The 16,816-nt window shown below is 74.7% G+C and carries 20 protein-coding genes; 10 read left to right on the forward strand and 10 right to left on the reverse strand.

The annotated features are described in order from the left end of the window. Positions 1 to 22 precede the first annotated feature (22 nt). The 6 genes from ACFQ80_RS12170 to ACFQ80_RS12195 all read left to right on the forward strand — a co-directional run bounded on the left by ACFQ80_RS12170 (position 23) and on the right by ACFQ80_RS12195 (position 4,038). A complete protein-coding gene (locus tag ACFQ80_RS12170) occupies positions 23 to 1,096 on the forward strand; it encodes an LLM class flavin-dependent oxidoreductase (protein WP_430563829.1) in 1,074 nt (357 codons plus the stop codon). Between the two features lie 98 nt (positions 1,097 to 1,194). Next, positions 1,195 to 1,452, forward strand: coding sequence for a type II toxin-antitoxin system Phd/YefM family antitoxin (locus ACFQ80_RS12175; protein ID WP_430552192.1), 258 nt, complete (start codon positions 1,195 to 1,197; stop codon positions 1,450 to 1,452). After that, positions 1,449 to 1,847 carry a type II toxin-antitoxin system VapC family toxin gene (locus tag ACFQ80_RS12180; RefSeq protein ID WP_430563830.1) on the forward strand — a complete coding sequence of 133 codons (399 nt, stop codon included), beginning with the start codon at positions 1,449 to 1,451 and terminating at the stop codon, positions 1,845 to 1,847. Before ACFQ80_RS12175 ends, ACFQ80_RS12180 begins: the two co-directional genes overlap by 4 nt. Before the next feature lie 26 nt (positions 1,848 to 1,873). Continuing rightward, positions 1,874 to 2,644, forward strand: a complete 771-nt coding sequence (locus ACFQ80_RS12185; RefSeq protein ID WP_430563831.1) for an MBL fold metallo-hydrolase — start codon at positions 1,874 to 1,876, stop codon at positions 2,642 to 2,644. 63 nt (positions 2,645 to 2,707) lie between these two features. After that, entirely contained in the window at positions 2,708 to 3,613 is a 906-nt protein-coding gene (locus ACFQ80_RS12190) for an LLM class flavin-dependent oxidoreductase (protein ID WP_430552195.1), read from the forward strand. A gap of 38 nt (positions 3,614 to 3,651) precedes the next feature. Beyond that, positions 3,652 to 4,038, forward strand: a complete 387-nt coding sequence (locus ACFQ80_RS12195) for a VOC family protein (RefSeq protein WP_430552196.1) — start codon at positions 3,652 to 3,654, stop codon at positions 4,036 to 4,038. A 25-nt stretch (positions 4,039 to 4,063) separates the two neighbouring features. Here ACFQ80_RS12195 and ACFQ80_RS12200 read toward each other — a convergent pair whose 3' ends face one another. Genes ACFQ80_RS12200 through purS form a run of 3 tightly spaced genes read right to left on the reverse strand, consistent with a single transcriptional unit; the run spans position 4,064 to position 5,591 of the window. Then, positions 4,064 to 4,588 carry a GNAT family N-acetyltransferase gene (locus ACFQ80_RS12200; RefSeq protein ID WP_430563832.1) on the reverse strand — a complete coding sequence of 175 codons (525 nt, stop codon included), beginning with the start codon at positions 4,586 to 4,588 and terminating at the stop codon, positions 4,064 to 4,066. Further along, entirely contained in the window at positions 4,585 to 5,304 is a 720-nt protein-coding gene (gene purQ / locus ACFQ80_RS12205) for a phosphoribosylformylglycinamidine synthase subunit PurQ (RefSeq protein ID WP_430552198.1), read from the reverse strand. Before purQ ends, ACFQ80_RS12200 begins: the two co-directional genes overlap by 4 nt. Further along, on the reverse strand, positions 5,304 to 5,591 hold the full coding sequence (gene purS / locus ACFQ80_RS12210) for a phosphoribosylformylglycinamidine synthase subunit PurS (protein WP_429766102.1): 288 nt from the start codon (positions 5,589 to 5,591) through the stop codon (positions 5,304 to 5,306). The genes purQ and purS overlap by 1 nt, the downstream gene beginning before the upstream one ends. 232 nt (positions 5,592 to 5,823) lie before the next feature. On the opposite strand from purS, the gene ACFQ80_RS12215 reads away from it, so the two are divergent. After that, a complete protein-coding gene (locus ACFQ80_RS12215) occupies positions 5,824 to 6,714 on the forward strand; it encodes a DUF4190 domain-containing protein (protein ID WP_430563833.1) in 891 nt (296 codons plus the stop codon). Positions 6,715 to 6,745: 31 nt separating this feature from the next. Here ACFQ80_RS12215 and ACFQ80_RS12220 read toward each other — a convergent pair whose 3' ends face one another. Continuing rightward, positions 6,746 to 7,741 carry a phosphoribosylaminoimidazolesuccinocarboxamide synthase gene (locus ACFQ80_RS12220; protein ID WP_430563840.1) on the reverse strand — a complete coding sequence of 332 codons (996 nt, stop codon included), beginning with the start codon at positions 7,739 to 7,741 and terminating at the stop codon, positions 6,746 to 6,748. A 127-nt stretch (positions 7,742 to 7,868) separates the two neighbouring features. On the opposite strand from ACFQ80_RS12220, the gene ACFQ80_RS12225 reads away from it, so the two are divergent. Continuing rightward, positions 7,869 to 8,990 (forward strand): tyrosine-protein phosphatase, encoded by a 1,122-nt coding sequence (locus ACFQ80_RS12225; protein WP_430563834.1) that lies wholly within the window; start codon positions 7,869 to 7,871, stop codon positions 8,988 to 8,990. Between the two features lie 102 nt (positions 8,991 to 9,092). On the opposite strand, the gene purD is transcribed toward ACFQ80_RS12225, so the two are convergent. From purD to ACFQ80_RS12250, 5 genes are all read right to left on the reverse strand, one after another. Then, the gene (purD, locus tag ACFQ80_RS12230) at positions 9,093 to 10,388 is read right to left on the reverse strand and encodes a phosphoribosylamine--glycine ligase (protein WP_430563835.1); all 1,296 of its coding nucleotides are present in this window, start codon (positions 10,386 to 10,388) and stop codon (positions 9,093 to 9,095) included. Between the two features lie 95 nt (positions 10,389 to 10,483). Further along, positions 10,484 to 10,948 carry a PPOX class F420-dependent oxidoreductase gene (locus ACFQ80_RS12235; RefSeq protein ID WP_430563836.1) on the reverse strand — a complete coding sequence of 155 codons (465 nt, stop codon included), beginning with the start codon at positions 10,946 to 10,948 and terminating at the stop codon, positions 10,484 to 10,486. 19 nt (positions 10,949 to 10,967) lie between these two features. Next, positions 10,968 to 11,690: a transporter substrate-binding domain-containing protein gene (locus tag ACFQ80_RS12240; RefSeq protein ID WP_430563837.1), complete on the reverse strand. Its 723-nt coding sequence runs from the start codon at positions 11,688 to 11,690 to the stop codon at positions 10,968 to 10,970. Next, positions 11,687 to 12,982 carry an adenylosuccinate synthase gene (locus ACFQ80_RS12245; protein ID WP_430552204.1) on the reverse strand — a complete coding sequence of 432 codons (1,296 nt, stop codon included), beginning with the start codon at positions 12,980 to 12,982 and terminating at the stop codon, positions 11,687 to 11,689. Before ACFQ80_RS12245 ends, ACFQ80_RS12240 begins: the two co-directional genes overlap by 4 nt. Before the next feature lie 121 nt (positions 12,983 to 13,103). Then, the gene (locus tag ACFQ80_RS12250; RefSeq protein WP_429735554.1) at positions 13,104 to 13,466 is read right to left on the reverse strand and encodes an STAS domain-containing protein; all 363 of its coding nucleotides are present in this window, start codon (positions 13,464 to 13,466) and stop codon (positions 13,104 to 13,106) included. An 86-nt stretch (positions 13,467 to 13,552) separates the two neighbouring features. Here ACFQ80_RS12250 and ACFQ80_RS12255 point away from each other — a divergent pair, with 86 nt between their 5' ends. Beyond that, on the forward strand, positions 13,553 to 14,002 hold the full coding sequence (locus tag ACFQ80_RS12255) for a DUF3151 domain-containing protein (RefSeq protein ID WP_430563838.1): 450 nt from the start codon (positions 13,553 to 13,555) through the stop codon (positions 14,000 to 14,002). 37 nt (positions 14,003 to 14,039) lie between these two features. On the opposite strand, the gene ACFQ80_RS12260 is transcribed toward ACFQ80_RS12255, so the two are convergent. Beyond that, a complete protein-coding gene (locus ACFQ80_RS12260; protein ID WP_430563839.1) occupies positions 14,040 to 16,235 on the reverse strand; it encodes a SpoIIE family protein phosphatase in 2,196 nt (731 codons plus the stop codon). Positions 16,236 to 16,416: 181 nt separating this feature from the next. Between ACFQ80_RS12260 and ACFQ80_RS12265 the strand changes: the two genes are divergently transcribed. Then, a complete protein-coding gene (locus ACFQ80_RS12265; protein ID WP_430552207.1) occupies positions 16,417 to 16,770 on the forward strand; it encodes an STAS domain-containing protein in 354 nt (117 codons plus the stop codon). The last annotated feature ends 46 nt before the right edge of the window (positions 16,771 to 16,816 follow it).

Raw genomic sequence — 16,816 nt, forward strand, 5'->3', positions numbered from 1 at the left:
CTCCTGCGGGTTGTCCCAGGCGATGAATGCCGACGCCCCCACCCCCGCGCCCACGTCCCCCCGCCTGTCCGTGCTGGACCTCGTCCCGGTCCGCACGGGCCAGTCCAGCCCCCAGGCGCTGGCCGCCTCGCTCGCGCTGGTGCGCCGGGCGGACGAGCTGGGCTTCGAGCGGTACTGGTTCGCCGAGCACCACAACATGCCCGCGGTCGCGGCGTCGACGCCTCCGGTGATGATCGCGGCGGCCGCCGCCGTCACGGAACGCATCCGCGTCGGCTCGGGCGGGGTCATGCTGCCCAACCACGCGCCGCTCGTGGTGGCGGAGCAGTTCGCCGCGCTGGAGGCGCTCGCGCCCGGGCGGGTGGACCTCGGCCTCGGTCGCGCGCCCGGCTCGGACCCGGTCGTCACGGCGCTGCTGCGGCAGTCCGGCCCGACGTCGGACGTCGAGCGGTTCCCCCAGCACGTGCGCGACATCCTGTCGCTCATGAGCCCCGACGGCGCCGCCCTGCGCCTCGGCGACGGCAACCTCTACGACGTGCACGCCACCCCCGCCGCCGACGGCACCCCGACCGTGTGGCTGCTCGGCTCCAGCGACTACTCGGCCCGCCTCGCCGCGGAGCTGGGCCTGCCGTACGTCTTCGCGAACCACTTCTCCGGTGCGGGGATCGACCAGGTGCTCGCGCTGTACCGCGACGGCTACCGCCCGAGCCCCGACCACCCGGAGCCGCGGACGTTCCTCACCGCGAACGTCGTCGTCGCGCCGACCGCGGTCGAGGCGCACGAGCGTGCGCTGCCGCAGCTGCGGTCGATGGCGCGGCTGCGTACCGGCAAGCCGATGGGCCGCGCGGAGACGGTCGAGCAGGCCGCCGCCGAGCCGCTGGACCCGATGGCCGAGCAGATCGTCGCGGACATGCGGTCGCGCTGGGTGGTCGGCGAGCCGCACCAGGCCGCCGCCCAGCTGCGCGACCTCGCCACCCGACACGGCGTGGACGAGGTCATGGTGGTGCCGGTGGCCGGGTCCTACGAGTCCGAGCCGCTGGACGCCACGCCCGGCCGGGTCCGCACCCTCGAGCTCCTCGCCGAGGCGCTCGCCGCCTGACACCGGGAGACCGTCACGGAACCTCCGAGCCGCCGTTGCCCCCGAGGGCACGTCGGACTAGCCTCGACTTAGTCCAGCCTGGTCCAGGAGGCCCCCCCGTGAAGACCGTCAACGTGCACGAGGCCAAGACCCATCTCTCCCGCCTCCTCGCGGAGGCCGAGGCGGGAGAGGACGTCGTGATCGCGCGTGCGGGCCGCCCGGTCGCTCGCCTGGTCGGGATCGACCCCGCCGCCCGGCCGCGGCGAGAGCTCGGCCCGCTGCGCGGCCGGTTCACGATGCCCGACGACTTCGACCACTGGGCGCAGGACGAGGTGGCCTCCCTGTTCGAGAACGACGAGCCGGCGGACGCCCGGTGAGGTATCTCCTCGACACGAACGTCCTCGTGTGGACGCTCGGGTTCCCCGAGCGACTGCCCGACGACGTCGCAGAGATCCTTGCCGACCCCGAACCCGAGATCTGGTTCAGCGCCGTCAACATCTGGGAGATCGGCATCAAGTCCGCTCTGGGCCGCGCCGACTTCGACCTCGACCCCCACGTCGCCCGCGCGACCACCCTGGCCCTCGGCTTCGTGGAGCTGGCCGTCGACGGCGCCCACGCCGTGACGGCGACACGCCTGCCCCCCGTCCACCGAGACCTGTTCGACAGGATGCTGGTGGCGCAGGCGATCATGACGGGCTCGACCCTGCTCACCAGCGACGCCACCGTCGCCGCGTATCAGGGCCCCATCCGCCACGTCGGTCGCCGCGGCTGATGCACGACCGAGAGAGGACCTGCACGATGCCCCACGTCACCGTCGTCCGTGCGGACAACCCCGGCCCGATGACGCTGGACGGCACGCGCTCGTACGTGCTGCGCGCGCCGGGCTCGTCGTCGTGCGTGGTCGTGGACCCGGGCCCCGACGACGAACGGCACCTGGCGACCCTGGCCGAGGCGGGTCCCGTGGAGCTCGTGCTGGTCACGCACCGGCACGCGGACCACACCGCCGGCTCGGCGCGCCTGCACGCGCTCACGGGCGCCCCGGTCCGCGCCGCCGACCCGGAGCACTGCCACGGCGGCGAGCCGTTGCGCGGCGACGAGACGATCGACGCCGGCGGCCTCCGGGTCGACGTCCTCGCGACGCCGGGGCACACCGCCGACTCGGTGTCGTTCGTCGTGACCGCGCCCGACGGCGCCGGGTCCGGCGAGCCGGTCGTGCTCACGGGCGACACGGTGCTCGGGCAGGGCACCACCGTCATCGCCGAGCCGGACGGTTCGCTGCGCGACTACCTCGCCAGCCTCGACCTGCTGGAACGCGTGGGCGCCGGGCGGGTCGGGCTGCCGGGTCACGGCCCCGCGCTGGACGACCTCGGCACGGCGGTCCGCGCCTACCGGGCCCACCGCCTGGAGCGTCTCGACCAGGTGCGGTCGGTGCTCGCGACGCTCGGCCCGGCGGCGGACGCCGACGCCGTCGTCGCGCACGTCTACGCCGACGTGGACCCGTCGGTGCGGCGCGCGGCGCGGCAGTCCGTCGTCGCGCAGCTCGCCTACCTGCGCGACGAGACCGCCTGACCGGCCGCCGCGGCCCACGACCGCTCCCGGGCAGGTGTCGGTGTCCCGCGGCACGATGGCGTGATGACGGTCACCCCCGCTCCGGAAGTCCGCCCTGCCGTGCACCTCGGCGTCGCCTTCGTCCCGACGATGCCGCCGGAGTCCCTGCGGTCGCTCGCCACCGCCGTCGAGGCCGCCGGCCTCGACGACCTGTGGGTGTGGGAGGACTGCTTCAAGCAGAGCGGTGTCGCGTCGGCCGCCGCCGCGCTGGCCTGGACCGAGCGAGTGCGCGTCGGGATCGGCCTCATGCCCGCGCCGCTGCGCAGCACGGCGGTGACGGCGATGGAGGTCGCCACGCTCGGCCGCATGTTCCCGGGCCGGTTCGTGCCGGCGGTCGGCCACGGCGTGCAGGCCTGGATGGACCAGGCCGGGGTGCGCGCGAAGTCGCCCCTCACCCTGCTGCGCGAGCACACCGAGGCGCTGCGCGCCCTGCTCGCCGGCGACGAGGTGACCGTCTCGGGCCGCTACGTCACCCTCGACCACGTCCGCCTCGACTGGCCCGCGCCGCAGGTGCCGCTGCTGCTCGGCGGCGTCGGCCCCCGCTCTCTCGCGCTGGCGGGCGAGCTGGGCGACGGCGTCATCCTCGCCAACGCGCTCACCCCCGACGACGTGCGTGCCGCCGCGGAGACGGCCGGGACGGCCGCGCAGGCCGCGGGCCGGCCCGCACCGGGCGTGTACGCCACCCTCATCGCAGCGACCGGCGACGGCGCGCAGCAGCGGCTCGACGCCGAGCTCCCGCTGTGGGGTGCGGAGGCCGGGAGCGGCATCGGTGCGGCCGGCGACGCCCGCGCCATCGCCGACGCCGTGCTCCGCCTGGCGGCCGCCGGTGCTTCCGCCGTCGCGGTGCAGCCCACCGCCGACGAGCCCGACCTCGCCGGGTTCGTCGAGCTGCTCGGCCGCGAGGTACGGCCCCTTCTCGACCAGGCGTGACCACCCGGGTCCCGCCGCACAGCACCGAGGAGCACACGATGGACTGGAAGATCGAGCTGATCCACGTGCCCGTGAGCGACGTGGACCGGGCGAAGGAGTTCTACGAACGCGTCGGCTTCCACCCCGACCACGACCAGCAGGTGAACGACGACCTGCGGTTCGTCCAGATGACACCGCCGGGCTCGGCCTGCTCGATCGCGTTCGGGACGGGCCTGGGCGGCACGCTGCAGCCGGGGCAGCTGGACGCGATCCAGGTGGTGGTGCCCGACGCGGACGAGGCGCTGGCGCACCTGCGCGGCGTGGGCGTCGAGGCCGACGGGGTGGACGACCAGGCGTGGGGCCGCTTCGTCACGTTCGCCGATCCCGACGGCAACGCCTGGACCCTGCAGCAGCTGCCCGCGTGGTCCGCGGGCGCCGGGGGCTGAGCCCGCGAGGACGACGCCCTCGACGTCAGAGCCGCTTGCCGTAGCAGCGCTGCTGCTCCAACCCGGCGTGGTCGCCGAACGACTCGATCGGCTCGTAGCCGATGGCCTCGTACAGCGCGATCGCCTCGGGCTGCGCGGTGCCGGTCTCGAGCACGAACCGGCGGAAGCCGACCTGGCGGGCGGCACGCTCGAGCTCGGCCATCAGCCGCCGTGCGACGCCGCGCCCGCGCACGTCGCCGTCCACGTACAGACGCTTGACCTCGCCGGTCGCGGCCGGGTGGGTGGTGCCGCGGCCGCGCCGGTCGTCGGTGCCGGAGACGTCGCGCACGGCGGCGGTGCCGACGGGGCGGCCGTCCAGGCGCGCGACGAGCGTGACGACGATCGTCCGCGGGTCGATCGTGGGCGCCTCGTCGTCCCCGCCGTACCGCACGGCCATCTCGGCCTCCTGGGCGGCACGCAGGGTCGCCGCGACGGGGTCGTCCCACGCCACGACGTCGACCGTCAGGCCCTCGGGCCCGACGGTCGACGGGAGGACGGTGGTGGCGGTCATGCCGAGACGAGCGACGCCAGCACCGACGTGAAGAATCCGAGGCCGTCCGTGCCGGTGCGCGGGCCGTCCTCGCCGTCCGGGCCGAAGCCCGCCTCGACGGCGTGCTCCGGGTGCGGCATGAGGCCGACCACGTTGCCGCGCGCGTTGCTGATGCCCGCGATGTCGCGACGGGAGCCGTTCGGGTTCCAGCCCTGGTAGCGGAACACGACGCGGCCCTCGCCCTCGAGCTCGTCGAGGGTGCGGTCGTCGGCCACGAACTGGCCGTCCTGGTTCTTCAGCGGGATGGTGATGTGCTGGCCGGGCCGGTACCGGTTGGTCCACGCCGTCGACGCGTTCTCGACCGACAGCACCTGCTCGCGGCACACGAAGTGCAGGTGGTCGTTCTTCACCATCGAGCCGGGCAGCAGGTGCGCCTCGGTCAGCACCTGGAAGCCGTTGCAGATGCCGAGCACGGGCATGCCGCCCTTCGCCGCGTCCACCAGGGCGTCCATGGCGGGCGCGAAGCGCGAGATGGCGCCGGCGCGCAGGTAGTCGCCGTACGAGAACCCGCCCGGCAGGACGACGGCGTCGACGCCCTGGAGGTCGCCGTCGGCGTGCCACAGCGACACGGGCTCCCCGCCCGCGAGCCGGACCGCGCGAGCCGCGTCCCGGTCGTCGAGGGTGCCGGGGAACGTGACGACGCCGATCCGCGCCGACGCGAGGGTGCCGGCGGTCATCAGGCCACGCCCTCGGAGGTGATCGTCCCTGCGGCGTCGGTCGCGGCGTCCGCGACGCGCACGACGTCCTCGATGACGGGGTTGGACAGCAGCGTCTCCGCGGCCTGCTGCGCGGCGGCGAGCACCTCGGGCGTGACGTCGCCGTCCACCTCGAGCTCGAACCGCTTGCCCTGGCGCACCCCGCTGAACTGGGTGAAGCCGAGGCGGGGCAGCGCCCCGACGACGGCCTTGCCCTGGGGGTCCAGGATCTCGGGCTTGGGCATGACCTCGACGACGACGCGTCCCACGGGTGCTCCTTGGATCGTGACCGGTAGCTGGCCGGGTGGTCCAGCGGCCGCGGCTCCGAGGTCCCGGCACGGGCGGCGCAACGGAGGCGCGCGCGTGGGGGCGGGAGCACGACGGCGGGATTCCGCGACGAGTCTACCGCCCGCGCGCTAGCCTTCTGACGCCGCGGAGCGCAGCCGGTCGACGGCGCCGCCGACGCCGCGTCGTCCACCATCGCACCGACCCCGAGGAAGCATGTCCGCACCCACCTCTCCGCCCTCCGGCGGCACGCCCGACCCGTACGCCACGCCCGAGGCGGGCGCGACGCCCCCGACCGGGACCGCACCGACCGGGACCGCACCGAACGGGACCGCACCGAACGGACCGCCCGCGCCGTACACCGCGCCCGGCACCCCGTCCCCCGCGACGCCGTACGACCAGCAGGCCCCGTACGGGGGCCGGCCGACGCCGTACGACCAGCCCGCGCCGTACGGCGCGCCGTCCCCGTACGGGCAGCCGGCGCCCGGGACGGACGGGTTCTCGATCGCCGCGCTGATCACGGGCATCCTCGGCATCAGCCCCGTGGCGCTCGGGCTCGGCATCGCGGGGATGCGGCGCACCCGGCGCACGGGACAGAGCGGCCGCGGCATGGCGATCGCCGGCGTCGTGCTCGGTGCCCTGGGGATCCTCGGCTGGCTCGTGGTGGTCGGGCTGCTCGCCCTGCTCGCGACGAACGAGGAGGTCCAGGAGGGGTTCAGCCAGGGCTTCGAGGAGTCCTACGCCGACCGCACGGGCGCGAACCTCGACCTGGGCGACTGCTTCGAGCTGCCGGACGACGCCACCGACCTCACCGGCATCGTCGCGACCGACTGCGCGTCGGCGCACGGGGCGGAGATGGTGGGCGTCGACGAGCTCACGGACGCCGAGTACCCGGGCGAGTCCTCCGTGGTCGCCACCACGGAGGACTTCTGCTTCGAGGAGTTCGCCGCGTACGTCGGCACGGACTACGACGCGTCCAGCCTCGACATGATGTACCTCTACCCCACCCAGGCGTCGTGGGCGTTCGGCGACCGGCGCCTCATGTGCTGGGCGCAGAACCCGGACGGCTCGCCGCTCGAGGCCAGCGTCCAGGGCTCCGGCCTCTGACCTGCCGGCCCGCCGGCACGCGGGGGCGCCCTCAGCGCAGGGGCGCCCCCGTCAGCCGCTCGTACGCCTCGAGGTACCGGTCGCGGGTGCGCTCGACCACCTCGGGCGGCAGCACGGGCGGCGGCACGTCGGACGCCCGGTCCCAGCCGGAGGCCGGCGACGTCAGCCAGTCGCGCACGATCTGCTTGTCGAAGCTCGGCTGGGCGCGGCCCGGCTCCCACTCGTCCGCGGGCCAGAACCGCGACGAGTCGGGCGTGAGCACCTCGTCGCCGAGCACCGTGGCCCCGGTCGCCGGGTCGACGCCGAACTCCAGCTTGGTGTCCGCGAGGATCACGCCGCGCTCGCGCGCGATCTCCTCGGCGCGGGCGTAGACGGCGAGGGTGAGGTCCCGCAGGCGCGTGGCGGCGTCGTCGCCGATCCGGCGCGCCACCTCCTCGAACGGCACGTTCTCGTCGTGCTCCCCCACCTCGGCCTTCGTCGCGGGGGTGAAGATCGGCTCCGGCAGGCGCGACCCGTCGACCAGGCCGGCCGGCAGCGGGATGCCCGTGACCTCGCCGGACGCACGGTACTCGGCCAGGCCGGAGCCGGTGAGGTAGCCGCGGGCCACGCACTCGACGGGGAACATCTCCAGCCGGCGGCAGATCATCGCGCGGCCCGCGACGACGTCGGGCACCAGGCCGTCGCCCGGCTCGGCGCTCGCCTCGGTGGACACGACGTGGTTGTCCACCACGTCGGCGAGCTGCTCGAACCACCACAGGCTCAGCTGGGTGAGCACCACGCCCTTGTCGGGGATGCCGGGCGTGAGCACGTGGTCGTGCGCCGAGAGGCGGTCCGAGGCGACCACGAGGACGACGTCGCCCAGCGGGTGCACGCCGCCCAGGGCGGGCAGGTCCGGCGCGTACAGGTCGCGCACCTTGCCGGAGTAGACGTGGCGCCACCCCGGCAGGTCGAGCGGTCCCCCGGCGAAGGCGTCGTTCTGGTCGGCACCGGGCTGGTCGACATCGTGCGTCTCGGTCACGATGCTCAGTCTCGCATCCGGCGTCGGGCCGGGCCGCACGCGTCCGCGGTCCCGCCGCGCGGAGTTCATCGGGTCCCCTACCGGACAGCCCCGTCCGTTCACCGCCCGTTCGCCGGCGGCGTCCACCGTGCAGCCCATGAGACTCCGCACCCGGCACACCGCCGCCCTGCTCGTCGCGGCCCTCGTCGCCGCTCCCGCCGCCGCGTCCGTCGCGGCCCCGCGCCCGCCCCACGCGGCGGCCGGACACCCGTCCGCCCCCCAGCACGGCGCCGCCACGGGGCACATCCCCTTCACCGCGGCGACGGTGACGACCCACGACGACGGTTCGTTCACCGTCACCTGGTCGGCGCCGCGCGGAGCCGGCGACGTGCGCCTCTACGCGGGCACCGACCGGGACCGCATCGACACGCGCCACGTCGTGGCGCGCGGCGGGTCCTCCGGGACGGTGACGGTCACCGACCTGTCCGACGCCGACCGCCGCTGGTTCCGGCTCGTCCCCGACCGCGGCGCGGGCCTGACGATCGCCGACCGCCTGGTGCGGCTCGACGGCACGGTGAACCTCCGCGACCTGGGCGGCTACCGCACCACCGACGGCGACTGGGTCGCCATGGGCGAGGCCTACCGGTCCGACGCCCTCGACCGGCTGAGCGAGGCGGACCTCGACACCCTCGAGGGGCTCGACGTGCGCACCGTCGTCGACCTGCGCACGAGGTCGGAGCGCGCCACCGCACCCGACCGCGTGCCCGACGGCGCCCGGTACGAGGTGGCTGACGTGCTCGGCGGCGGCACCGCGACGATCCCGGACCTGTCGTCACCGGCCGCGGCCGCGCAGCTGATGGTCGACGGGGAGCGCTCCATGGTCTCGAGCGACACGGGCCGGGCCGCGTACGCGACGTTGTTCGACGCGGTCGCGGACGACGGCGCGGTGCTGTTCCACTGCACCGCGGGCAAGGACCGCACGGGCTGGGCAGCGGCCGCCCTGCTCACCACGGCGGGCGTGCCGCGCGACGTCGTCGAGGACGACTACCTGCTGAGCAACGACTACCGCGCCGAGGCGAACGCCGCCGCGCTCGCATCGATGCCAGCCGAGCAGGCCGCGATCTACCGGCCGCTGCTCGACGTGCGGCCGGAGTACCTGGCCGCCGGGTTCGACGAGGTGCACGACGAGTACCGCTCGTTCGACCGGTACCTCCGCCAGGGCCTCGGCCTCAGCGCTCGCGAGGTGCGCGACGTGCGGGACGAGCTGCTCGTCGGCTGACCGGCTGACCCACCACACCCGTCCGATCTGTTCGGCATGAGGTCGATCTCTTCGGCACGGGTCGGTGCCGAAGAGATCGACCTCCTGCCGAACAGACCAGCGTCAGGGGACGGCGACCTCGCCCCGCTCGGCCTTGAGCGCGATGTCGCTGCGGTGGTGGGAGCCGTCCAGCGCGATCTTCTCGACCCCGGCGTAGGACGCCGCCCGTGCGGCGGCGAGGTCCGCGCCACGGCCGACGACGGACAGCACGCGCCCGCCGGCGGACACCAGCGCGCCGTCGACGACGGCGGTGCCGGCGTGCAGCACGTGCACGTCGTCCAGCGCCTCGGCGTCGGCGATGCCGGTGATCGGGTCGCCCTTGCGCGGCGACTCGGGGTAGCCCTGGGAGGCGACGACGACGTTGACCACGGCGTCGTCCGACCAGCGCAGCGGCTCGATGCCGTCGAGGCGGCCGGTGGCGGCGGCGAGCAGCACGCCGGACAGCGGGGTGCGCAGGCGCGCGAGGACGGCCTGGATCTCCGGGTCGCCGAAGCGGGCGTTGAACTCCACGACGCGCGTGCCGCGGCTGGTCAGCGCCAGCCCCACGTAGAGGACGCCGGAGAACGGGGTGCCGCGGCGGGCCATCTCGTCCACGGTGGGCTGCGCGATGCGGTCCACCACCTCGGCGACCAGGCCGGACGGCGCCCAGTCGAGCGGCGTGTACGCGCCCATGCCACCGGTGTTCGGACCGGCGTCGTCGTCGCCGACGCGCTTGAAGTCCTGCGCGGGCACCATCGGCACCACGCTGGCGCCGTCGCACAGGCAGAACAGCGACACCTCGGGCCCGTCGAGGTACTCCTCGATCACCACGCGGCCCTCGTCGCCGCGCGCGTCGAGCGCCTCGCGGGCGTGCGCGAGGGCGGCGTCGCGGTCGGAGGTCACGACGACGCCCTTGCCGGCGGCGAGACCGTCGTCCTTGACGACGTAGGGGGCGCCGAAGGCGTCGAGCGCGTCGGCGACCTGCTCCACCGTGGTGCACACGTGGGCCATCGCCGTCGGGACGGCCGCGGCGGCCATGACGTCCTTCGCGAACGCCTTCGACCCCTCGAGCCGGGCGGCCTCGGCCGACGGCCCGAAGACGGGGATCCCGGCCTCCCGGACGGCGTCGGCGACCCCTGCCACCAGGGGTGCCTCGGGCCCGACGACGACCAGGTCGACGCCGAGCGTGCGGGCGAGGGCGGCGACGGCACGGCCGTCGTTCGCGTCCACCGGGTGGAGGTCGGCCTGCGCGGCCATGCCCGGGTTGCCGGGGGCGGCGTGCAGCTCGTGCGCCGGCTGCGCGCCCTCGGCGGCCTCGGACGCGAGGGCGTGGACGATGGCGTGCTCGCGGGCACCGGTCCCGACGACGAGGATCTTCACGGGCGACCATGCTAACGACCCCCGCGGCGTGCGGGCCCCGGCGTCCGCGGGCACCGTGCTCCCGCGTGCCGCACCCGGGGGGCGCGGCGGGCCGGTCACGGCTGCGGCAGGCGGGCCATCCCGTAGACGCGGTCGACGCGCAGGCGCAGCACCTGGCGCCGGTCGGCCACCATCGCCCGCCGGAACTCCTCCCAGTCGGGGTGCTCCTGCCGGGCCGCGACGCGGAAGGTCTCGACGAGCTCGTCGGCGGCGGCGTCGTGGGCGTCGGTCGCCACGTCGCTCAGCTCCGCCGTGCCGTCGAGGACGGCGTAGCTCCAGAAGTCCGGGGCGCTCACGTGCAGCGACACGCGGGGGTCGCGCGCCGCGTTGCGGGTCTTGGCGCGGTCCGCGGTCACGGACACGCGCGCCGTCCGCGTCTCCTCGTCCCACGCGTAGAGCACGTTGGACAGCTGGGGCCGGCCGGCCCTCCGCAGGGTCGTGAGGACCCCCTTGTTGCCCTCCGCCACCAGGGCGAGCAGGGCCCGCTGGTCGTCCGTCTCGGTCGTCCCCGTCGTCGTCATGCCGGGACAACCCGCCAGGTCAGGCCGTTGTTCCCCCGGGCACGGTGGCGTCCTGCCCCGACCGGGCGAGCGCCTCCGCCACGAAGCCGTCGGCCGTGAGCTCGGCGACGGCGTCGCGCAGCCAGGCCACGGCGACGGGGTCGCGGTCGCGACCGGTGGCGACCGCCTGCCGGATCTCGGTGAACCGCGGCTCGACGACGCGCAGCCCGGGGTGCTCGGCGACGTACCGGGTCAGCGGCTGCCGGATGCCGGCCGCCACCTCCAGGCCGTGCTCCTCGAACGCGACCGTGCCGTCGGCGCCGCGCACCACCTCGGCCCGGGTCAGGGTGCGGCTGAGGAACAGGTCGTACGCGGAGCCCTCCTTCACCCCGACGCGCACGCCCGGCCGGTCGACGTCGTCGGCCGTGCGGACGGGCGAGCCCTCGGGAACGGCGAAGACGCCCTCGATCAGCACGTACGGCGCGGTGAACGCGACCTGCGCGGCCCGCTCCGGCTCCACGGCGAGGAAGCCGACGTCGGCCCGGCCGTCGGCCACCGCCGCGAACGAGTGCCGCGCGGCGTCGACGCACTCCAGCACGCCCTCGACACCGAGGCGCCGGGCCAGCTCGCGGGCGAGGTCGACGGTCACCCCGGACGGGTCGTGCCGGGTGCCCTGCGCGAGCACCGGGTTGCCGAGGTTGACCACCGCACGCAGCACCCCCGTGGGGGCGAGCGCGTCGACGACCTGGCCCGTCGCCGTCATGCCCGCGCGTGGATCAGGTCGTGCACCGGGATGATCTCGTCGCGCCGCGGGCCGACGCCCACCGCGGAGATGCGGCAGCCGGACAGCTCCTCCAGGCGCGCGAGGTACGCCTGCGCGTTGGCGGGCAGGTCCTCGATGGTGCGGGCACCGGAGATGTCCTCCCACCAGCCCGGCATCTCCTCGTAGATCGGCTTCGCGTGGTGGAACGCCGACTGGTCGTCGGGCATCTCGTCGTACCGGGTGCCGTCCACGTCGTAGGCCACGCAGACCGGCACCTTCTCCAGGCCCGTGAGCACGTCCAGCTTGGTCACCACGAGGTCCGTGAGGCCGTTGATGCGCGACGCGTAGCGCGCGATGACGGAGTCGTACCAGCCGCAGCGGCGCGCACGGCCGGTCGTGACGCCGTACTCGCCGCCCGTCTTGAGCAGGTACTCGCCCATGTCGTCGAACAGCTCGGTGGGGAACGGGCCCTCGCCGACCCGCGTCGTGTACGCCTTGATGACGCCGATGACGGAGTCGACCCGGGTGGGCCCGATGCCGGAGCCGGTCACCGCGCCGCCGGCCGTGGCGCTCGACGACGTGACGAACGGGTACGTGCCGTGGTCGATGTCGAGCATGGTGGCCTGGCCGGCCTCGAACAGCACGTTCTTGCCCTGGTCGAGCGCCTCGTTGAGCACGAGCGGCGTGTTCGCGACCATCGGGCGCAGGCGCTCGGCGTGCGCGAGCAGCTCGTCGACCGTCTCGTCGATGTCGACGGCACGGCGGTTGTAGACCTTCACCAGCAGGTGGTTCTTCTGGTCGAGGGAGCCCTCGACCTTCTCCCGCAGGATCTTGGGGTCGAACAGGTCGGCGATGCGGATGCCGACGCGGTTGATCTTGTCGGCGTACGCCGGCCCGATGCCGCGGCCCGTGGTCCCGATGCGGCGCTTGCCGAGGAAGCGCTCGGTGACCTTGTCGAGCGTGCGGTGGTAGCCGGCGATGACGTGCGCCTGGCTCGAGACCAGCAGGCGGGAGACGTCCACGCCCCGCGCGATCAGGTCGTCGAGCTCCTCGAACAGCACGTCGATGTCGACGACCACGCCGTTGCCGATGACGGGGACGACGCCGGGCGACAGGATGCCGGAGGGCAGCAGGTGCAGCGCGTACTTCTCGTCGCCGATGACGACGGTGTGACCCGCGTTGTTGCCGCCGTTGAACTTCACGACGTAGTCGACCCGGGACCCGAGCAGGTCCGTGGCCTTCCCCTTGCCCTCATCGCCCCACTGGGCACCGACGAGCACCACGGCTGGCATGAAATCTCCTCGCGTCGACGAGGCCCGGCGTGTTCACCCACGTCACCTGAGGAGGCGGGCCTCCTGGTCCGGGCCGCGCCCGAGTTTACCCGCCCGTGACCTGCCCGTCGGTCCGGCGCGCTCAGCCCGCGGGGTGATGCGTCGCGGGGGTCGACGGCGCGGGAGCCGACTCGCAGCGGTGGTCGCGGTCGATGCGGAACAGGTCGAGGGCCCCGCACACCTCCAGCACGAACAGGTCGCGCTCGTCCGCGCCGCGCAGCACCGTGGCGCCGCCACGCTTGCGCCCGGCGTCGGCGAGGGAGATGAGGAACGCGGCCCCGGTCGAGTCCATGAACGTGACGCGGCACATGTCGATCACCAGCAGCTGCCGCCGCAGCCCGACCACGCGGGTGGCGATCTCCGGGAACTGGTCGCGCTCCGCGAGGTCGAGGTCACCGGCGATCACGAGCGTCGTCGTCGTCGAAGACGTCGCGATCTCGATCATGGAGCGAGCGTACCCGCGACCGGCCGCGCGCGACGCCCGAGGCGCCGATCTGTGAACCGGGCCGCGGCCGGGCCAGAATGGGGCTCATGACCTCCTCCGCGCGTGACCTGCTCGCCGGCCCGCCCCCGACCCTCCTGCCCGACGAGCACCCCCAGGTGCGCGACGGCCTCGACGCCGGGGAGGACCCGGCCCGGCTCGCCGCCGACCACCCCGCGTCGTCGCTCGCCTGGGCGGTGCTGGCCGAGGCCACGCTCGACGCCGCGGGCGACGCGCCCACCGCCGCCCGGTCCGTGACGGCGTACGCGTACGCGCGCACCGGCTACCACCGCGGCCTCGACGCCCTGCGTCGCGCCGGCTGGCGCGGCCAGGGCCCGATCCCCGCCGACCACGAGCCCAACCAGGGGTTCCTGCGCGCGCTCGCCGCGCTGTCCGAGGCGGCCGCGCAGATCGGCGAGTCCGACGAGGCGGAGCGCTGCGCGCAGTTCCTGCGCGACTCCGGCACCTCGCCCGAGGAGGTCCGCGCCCTCGTCGGGTGAGCTTGTCGGGTGAGCTCGCCGGGGCTTCCGGACGTGGTCAGCCGACGGCGGTCGCGTGCAGCTTGGCCCACACGAGCTTGCCGGATCCGGCGGGCCGCCAGCCCCAGTCGGCGAGCCGCTCGACGATCTGCATCCCGAAGCCGCCGACGCGGTTGGGGTGGCCGTCGGTCGTGACGGGCGGCGCGGGGTTGGAGTCCTCGACCTCGATGCGCAGCCCGTCGCCGGTGTCGAAGAGGCGCAGCGCGATGTTGCCCCAGCCGTGCAGCACGCCGTTGGCGACCAGCTCGGAGACGACGAGCTCGGCCGACGCCGACTCCGGCAGCCCCCACGCCTGGCAGGTGCGCAGCACGGCGTGCCGGGCCCGGCCGATGGACGCGGGCTCGCTGGGCAGCAGCCACCGCCGCGAGCGCGGGCTGAGCGGCTGGACCTGCGCGTCGGCCACCGGGTCGGGCACGCGCACGACGACGAGCGCGACGTCGTCCTCGGGAGCGTCGGCGAGGCGCGAGAGCAGCTCCTCCCCCACCCCCGCGGCGTCGCGGGCGGTGATGCGCCCCGACGTCTCGACGAGCGCGTCGAGACCGACCTTGAGCGACCGGTCCCGGCGCTCGATGAGGCCGTCCGTGTAGAAGAGGAGCACGTCGCCGCGCCGCAGCTCGGCCTGCCCGGTGGTGCGGGGCTTCGACCCGAAGCCCACCAGGGAGCCGGCCCCGCCCGCGAGCTGGGTGACCGTGCCGTCGCGCAGCAGCAGAGGCGGCAGGTGGCCGGCGCGCGTGTACTGCACGGTCCAGACGTCGCCGTCCTGCTGGTGCTTGAGGGTGGCGTAGACCATCGACGCCGACCGCGGGATGCGCATCCCCGTGACGAGCTGGTCCACCCGGTCGACGACGATCCCCGGCGTGGCGAGCTCGAACGCGTACGAGCGCACCACGGACCGCAGCTGCCCCATCGCCGCCGCGGCCTCGACGTCGTGCCCGACGACGTCGCCGACCACGAGCCCGACGGTGCCCTCGTTGATCTGCAGCACGTCGTACCAGTCGCCACCCACCTGGGCGTGCTCGGCGTTGGGCGCGTAGTAGGTCCACACGTCGAGCCCGGACACGTCGGCCTGCTCGGGCAGCATCGCGCGCTGCAGCGCCTCGGCGAGCCGGTGCTCGCGCGCGTACAGGCGCGCGTTGTCGATGGCGGTGCCGGCCCGGCGCGCCACCACCTCGATCACGGTGTGCACGTGCTGCGGCTCGCCCGGACCGGGCCGGACCTCCTCGGTGACGGTGCCGTCGGGCGCCACCCCCACGCCGTGCCACGTCGCCAGCAGCCCCAGCACGCGGCGGCGCCCCGCCACCGCGTGCACGACGACCGCGCGCGGCAGCGCCCCGGTCTCCTCCACGACACGCCGCAGCAGGTCGCGGCGCAGCCACCCCGACGCGGAGTGCGCCGGGAAGCCCGCGCCCAGGCGGAGCATCACGGGCCCCTCGACGACGCCCTCGAGCAGGTCCTGCACCTCGTCCCGGACCGGCTCGCGGGCGGCACCGCCATCGGTGGGCGGGTCCGGCCGCTCCCCGGAGACGTCGTCGGGCAGCTCGGGCACGTACCGCGCGTGCCGTCGGCCGCGGCCGCTCGGCGGCGACGCGACGTCGACGCCGTCAGCGAAGACGAGCCCGTCGTCGTTCACGTAGAAGCCGGCCCAGGGCACGAGCGCGCGCAGCAGGTCGGCGATGTCGCGCAGCGCGTAGGGGTACTCCAGGTCGCCCAGCAGCTCCGTGGTCTGCGCGATGAGGTCGAGGTCGGCCCGCTCGCGGCGCTCCACCTCGAGCGAGGCGAGCTGGGCGGCCTGACGCTCCACGTGCGTCGACACGTCGGTGGCGGTGCCGAGCCAGCGCCGCACCACCCCGTCGGCGTCCGGCACGGGGGACATCGTCACCTGCCACCACGTGGCGCGGCTGTCGAGCAGCCGGCCGCTGACCATCCGCGTCGTGGGACGCCCGGCGCGCAGGTCGCCCTGGCTGCGCTCGCGCTCGGCGTCGTCGTCCACGAGCTCCAGCAGGGGGTGCTTGCCGAGCACGGCGAGGTCGTTGACGCCGATCCCGGACTCCCGCGCGAAGGCGTCGTTGATCCACAGGACCGGCATCCCGGCCTCCCAGGCACCGGTGACGAACGCCGGGATGACGGCAGCCGCGATGGCAGCGTCGAGGAATCCCTCCGGGAGGGGCGGCACAGGACCGGATGATTCGGTCATAATGCCTCCACTGCCGAGATTCCCCGCCCTGGTTGGTGTTCTTGCTGGTCATTCAACCGTAGATTGGTGTCCGCCGAGACTCGAGGTGAACGCCCCGGCGCGTGGAAGGAGCACCGTGCACGACGGATCGAACACGACCCCACGTGACCTGCGGCGTGCAGACGTGAAGGAGGCAGACGCGGTGCCTGAGCTGGGAGACCCCGCGAGCGTGCACGTCATCGTGGGTGCGTCCCGCGCCCGTGTCGTGCTGTCCGGCGAGATCGACGCCGACATCGGAGCCGAGCTGGGCGAGGCCATCTCCGACGCCGAGGGCTCCGGCCTCCCCGTCGAGATCGACGCCCACCACGTCACCTTCATGGATTCCTCGGGTGTGGCGTTCCTCGCACGCCTCGCGTCGCGCAGCCCGCACCGCGTCCGGGTGCTGCGCGCGCCGCCCACCGTCCGGTTCCTCCTCGAGGTCACCCGCATCGGCGAGCTGCTGGAGATCGTCGACGTCGACCCCGGCTTCGACCTCGAGACCCCGACGCCGAGGTAGCTCGAGACTCGCCGAGGTAGTTCGAAGGGCGGCCCGCACCAGGTGC

The organism is Isoptericola sp. NPDC056578 (genome assembly GCF_042793275.1).
Taxonomy (GTDB): Bacteria; Actinomycetota; Actinomycetes; order Actinomycetales; family Cellulomonadaceae; genus Isoptericola.